The following is a 4,945-nucleotide window of genomic DNA, read 5'->3' as shown; positions in this document are numbered from 1 at the left end:
TTGGTATCAGAGTTATCAGATTTTTAGGGCTAATTGTGCATCTGCTGGGCAACCAAATTAGCCTGTAATTCAGAGCCGGCAATCGTTTTGACGATTTAGATAAAATTTTCAATGTGACACTTTAGGGTGCGGAATGTGGGTTAAATATAAGATGAACGTAGGTTGGGTTGAAGCATGAAACCCAACACCCGCATGGGTTACGCTACCGCTAACCCATCCTACAAATAATTGTGCCTCCCTACTTGTGTGCAGCGTTTAATCAAGTCAGTCCCGATGAAAAAATTTTCACCCCCACAGATGAAAGAGGTTTCTTTCCCTACACCCCACACCCTACACCCTACACCCTCTTTCAAGACAGGACGGGAGACAAAAACAAGTTATTGGCTAGAAAGAGGCGATGGGATGTTATTATTTAAAGCCGATTCCCCGGAAGCAGCCGAATCGATCATCGGGCAGCATCCCCTGATTAAAAATGGCTATGTGGAGTATTAACTGCACGAATGGCGAATAGTAGTGGAATAGGCTATTAAAGGAGTGAACCCTGTGCAAATATTCACGACAATCCCCGGTTTACGCACTTTTTTGGCTGATTATCGCCCTGATCACAGTATTGCCCTCGTGCCAACCATGGGCGCTCTCCATAAAGGTCATGCTAGTCTAATTCGACGCGCAGTGACGGAAGCGGAGGTGACTGTGGTTAGTATTTTTGTTAATCCTCTACAATTTAGCCCTACAGAGGATTTTTCTCGCTATCCCCGCACCTTTGAAAGCGATCGCCAACTGTGTGAATCCTTGGGAGTTGCTGCTATTTTTGCTCCCAGTGCGGAAACTTTAGGAATTGGTGATTCTGAGGAGATAACCGCAGTTGTTCCCCCGATTTCTCTGACTAGCGGGTTATGTGGTGCTTTTCGTCCGGGACATTTTCAGGGAGTAGCCACAATTGTCACGCGGTTGTTTAATATTATTGCACCGACGATCGCCTATTTTGGCGAAAAGGATGCCCAACAGTTAGCGATTATCCGGCAATTAGTCAGAGATTTAAATTTAGCGATCGAGATTCGCGCTTGTGCTACAGTGCGAGAAACATCGGGATTAGCCGTTAGTTCTCGCAATCAGTATCTATCAGCCACAGAAAGGGAAAAAGCGACAATTATCGCCCAAAGTTTGCAATTAGCTCTCGAAAGTTTTCGTTTAGGGGAAAGACAAAGGGAAAAACTACTGGCTATTGTGCAAAAAAATCTCGACAGAGTACCAGAATTTCGCTGTCAGTATCTGGATTTAGTCCATCCCCAGAGTTTACAACCGATCGAGCAGATCGAGACAGGGGGACTGTTAGCGATCGCAGGATCGATCGGTCAAACCCGTTTAATTGATAATATTATCTTGCGTCAACGTCGGGCAGTTATCGCTATTGATGGGCCTGCTGGAGCGGGAAAATCGACGGTAACGCGCTTAGTAGCGGAAAAATTGGGGTTAACCTATCTCGATACCGGTGCGATGTATCGCGCAGTGACATGGTTAGTGGTGAATTCCGGTCTGGATTTGTCCGCAGAAGCGGCCATCGCCGAGTTATTATCTTTAGCGAAGATAGCAATAATCCCCGCCGATAATCCCGAAAATGTGACTATAGTGAAGATTAATGGGCAGGATGTGACTTTAGAGATTCGCTCTCCCGCAATTACCGCGCAAGTGTCCAGAATTGCCGCTCAAAAAGCGGTGCGACAGCAGTTAGTCACCCTGCAAAGACAGCTGGGAATGTCGGGGGGAATAGTTGTGGAAGGTCGAGATATTGGTACTAATGTTTTTCCAGAAGCGGAATTAAAGATTTTCTTGACAGCGACACCCGAAGAAAGAGCGAGAAGGAGATTAAAAGACTTAGAAGCGCAGGGAAATGGGGGTATTAGTCTCGCAGAATTAACCCAAGAGATTGAAAAAAGGGATTATTTGGATAGTAATCGCTCCCTAGCACCCCTGCGAAAAGCCACAGATGCGATCGAAGTTAATACCGATCATCTCAGTATTACAGAAGTCACGGAAAAAATCATTGCTCTTTATCATCTTAACCAAGGTAATTTAGGGAGATAATTATGCAGTTAAATTATCTGAATTTATCATCTATCTGTTTAACGGTAACTTCCTTGATAATTATCGCCAGTCCAGCTATATCTTTAGCCGATCATAGATCACCAATAACTTTAGCTGCTAGGGATTTATCAAACCAGCAACAGGGACGAACAATTATTCTTAATGGTCGTTCTTTGCCCGTTTCTTGGCGACAGTGGACAGCAGCAAATAGTACCAGAATTGCCATGAGTGACACGGGAGCAAGACAATTATTCGGCATGGATTTTCTTAGCACAAATGATCCGAAAAAGCAACCGATAAGCTGGTTTAATTTACAAACTTTATCGGCTAATTTGATCAATCCCGATCGCTGGTTAGACGTTACGGATATTTTACTAAAAATGGGGGCAACAACCACTATTAATGGCGATAGTTTAAATATTAACTTTCCTGCTCCTCAGATTGAAGATATTCAGCTAGAAAATTATGGGGCAGTACAGAGGATTATTATTCAACTTGATCGCCCGACCTTTTGGCAAGTTAGTCAGGCAAAAAATCAAGCAGTGATTACCCTAGAAGGAAATGCCCAGCAATCGCTTATCTCTAGGTTTCAACCCAAAACTGTTAGTAACAGTAATCAAAATAACGATGAAGATGATCTAGGCAACTCTAATAATAACTTAGCCACTCAGATCACTTCCTTAGAAAATAATGGGGTGATCAGTCGTTTAAAAGTTAACCTTCCCACTGCCTACGGATTACAGATCAGCAGTGTGGATAATCCTCCCCGAATTATCATTGATTCTCGTCCCGATGCTATGGATGAAAAGCGCATTGTTTGGCAACCAGGGTTAATCTGGAATCAAAAATATATCCAGTTAGATCAAGATTGGTTTCCCGTGACTTGGTTAGAAATCGATCCCAGAAATCCTCAGATAACTATTAAACCGATTACCGCTAATTCCACCTCAATGCGCGGCACTAATCCCCTGATCACGATTAATAGCGAAAGTAATGCGGTAGCGATGATTAATGGCGGCTTTTTTAATCGTAATAATCAGTTACCTTTGGGAGCAATTCGTGTGGATGGCAAATGGTTATCTGGACCAATTTTAAACCGAGGAGCGATCGCATGGGATAATCGTGGTAAAATCAGGATCGATCGCCTCAGTTTAGAGGAAACTCTCATTACTGCCACCGGACAACGTTTTCCCCTAACCCAGTTAAATAGTGCTTTCCTGACAGCCGGCTGCAGTCGTTATACTCGCGATTGGGGGAGTAATTATCATCCCCTCACCGAGCGCGAAACCGGGTTAGTCGTTCAAGGCGATCGCGTGACGGAGAAATTAAATAATCTTTTCCCACAGGATAGTATAAACATACCGGAAAACGGCTATTTAGTCATCTGCCGAAAGACAGATATTAGTTTAAATATTGGTGAAAGAGTCAACCTCGATAGCGTCACCCTACCGGGAGATTTTGCTAATTATCCTCAGATTTTAGGTGCTGGCCCCCTATTATTGCAGAATGGGCGCATAGTTTTGGATGGAAATGCCGAAAAATTTAGTCCGGCATTCCAAAATCAACAAGCTTCCCGCAGTGCGATCGCAGTCAGCCGAGAAGGAAAAATTTTGCTAGTGGCTATCCATAATCGTGTCGGGGGACGGGGGGCAACTTTAGGCGAATTAGCCCGAATTTTGCTGTTAATGTCGGCAAAGGACGGTTTAAACCTAGATGGGGGTAGTTCCACCGGGATAGCCTTGGCGGGTTATCTGCTCGATCGCTCTGCCGTTACCGCCGCAAAAGTCCATAATGGAATAGGGATATTTTTATCCCCGTCTCCTTGAAAAGTGTGAAAACAATGGATAATAGCGACTGGATTAAACAATTGCTGCTGATGGGTATTGGTACTACTTCCATGGTGGCAGAAAAGATCAAAGAAGTGAGCGACGAATTAGTAAAAGACGGTAAAATCAATTCCGATCAGGCTAAAAACTTTGTCGATGATCTGATGACACAGATGAAGTCTGAACAAGGGAGCTTCGAGAATAACTTAGAACGCTATATCCGCAATATCTTGCAGGATTTAGGGGTTCCCCGACAATCGGAAATGGATGAACTGCGGGGAAGGATTGATAGATTAGAACGGCAGGTGAGAGACTTAGAGAATAAACTCTGGCGTTAGGGAACTATGAAATCAATGCGCGAAATCTTGCTCAGTTTTGCTATTATTGCGGTTTGTGGCTTATTTTTAATCGTTGCTTCCCTCTTTGGTGGAGGGGAAAAAACCAATGCGATCGCCGCAGAAATCGATCCACCCGCTATCACTCAAACTATTAATAAGGAAATCATCTCCATGGATTTAGATCAAGCAGTCACCACCGATTCGGGACTAAAATACATAGATATCGTGGAAGGAACTGGAGAAAGTCCTCAAAAAGGTCAAAAAGTGACTGTTCACTACACGGGAACCCTCACAGACGGCAAAAAATTCGATAGTTCCAAGGATCGCAATCAACCTTTTACCTTTACCATTGGAGTTGGTCAAGTGATCAAAGGATGGGATGAAGGAGTCGCATCGATGAAAGTCGGTGGGCAGCGTACCTTAATTATCCCCCCAGAATTGGGTTATGGTGCGCGGGGTGCCGGTGGGGTGATTCCTGCCAACGCGACTTTACTTTTCGATGTGGAATTGTTGGGAGTTAAATAGGGTTTGCTGAAAAAGCTTTTCGGTGGTGGCAGGGTGTGGGGTGTGGGGTGTGGGGTGTGGGGTTTTACCAGTTTTGAGGTGGTCAACTACCTAATTTTCAGGGAAAAAGTACCTGAATTTTCCCCCGATCCCCGCAATGGCTGGCACTTTTTGAGGGGAAAAAAGTCCAAA

The 4,945-nt window shown here is 44.3% G+C and carries 5 protein-coding genes; all 5 read left to right on the top strand.

What is annotated here, in order from left to right; translation table 11 throughout:
* The first annotated feature begins 273 nt into the window (after window positions 1–273).
* From O9290_RS12270 to O9290_RS12250, 5 genes are read left to right on the top strand one after another with little or no spacing between them, the layout of a single operon-like run.
* Entirely contained in the window at window positions 274–492 is a 219-nt protein-coding gene (locus O9290_RS12270) for a YciI family protein (RefSeq protein WP_080603608.1), read from the top strand.
* 51 nt (window positions 493–543) lie between these two features.
* Window positions 544–2,085, top strand: coding sequence for a bifunctional pantoate--beta-alanine ligase/(d)CMP kinase (locus O9290_RS12265; RefSeq protein ID WP_288055555.1), 1,542 nt, complete (start codon window positions 544–546; stop codon window positions 2,083–2,085).
* A gap of 2 nt (window positions 2,086–2,087) precedes the next feature.
* Window positions 2,088–3,911, top strand: a complete 1,824-nt coding sequence (locus O9290_RS12260; RefSeq protein WP_288055552.1) for a phosphodiester glycosidase family protein — start codon at window positions 2,088–2,090, stop codon at window positions 3,909–3,911.
* 14 nt (window positions 3,912–3,925) lie between these two features.
* The gene (locus O9290_RS12255) at window positions 3,926–4,249 is read left to right on the top strand and encodes a phasin family protein (RefSeq protein WP_002758682.1); all 324 of its coding nucleotides are present in this window, start codon (window positions 3,926–3,928) and stop codon (window positions 4,247–4,249) included.
* A gap of 6 nt (window positions 4,250–4,255) precedes the next feature.
* On the top strand, window positions 4,256–4,774 hold the full coding sequence (locus O9290_RS12250) for an FKBP-type peptidyl-prolyl cis-trans isomerase (RefSeq protein ID WP_288055549.1): 519 nt from the start codon (window positions 4,256–4,258) through the stop codon (window positions 4,772–4,774).
* The last annotated feature ends 171 nt before the right edge of the window (window positions 4,775–4,945 follow it).

Origin of the sequence: Microcystis sp. LE19-41.2A (assembly GCF_027530405.1) — a bacterium.
Taxonomy (GTDB): domain Bacteria; phylum Cyanobacteriota; class Cyanobacteriia; order Cyanobacteriales; family Microcystaceae; genus Microcystis; species Microcystis aeruginosa.
This window is presented reverse-complemented; position numbering and strand designations above follow the sequence as displayed.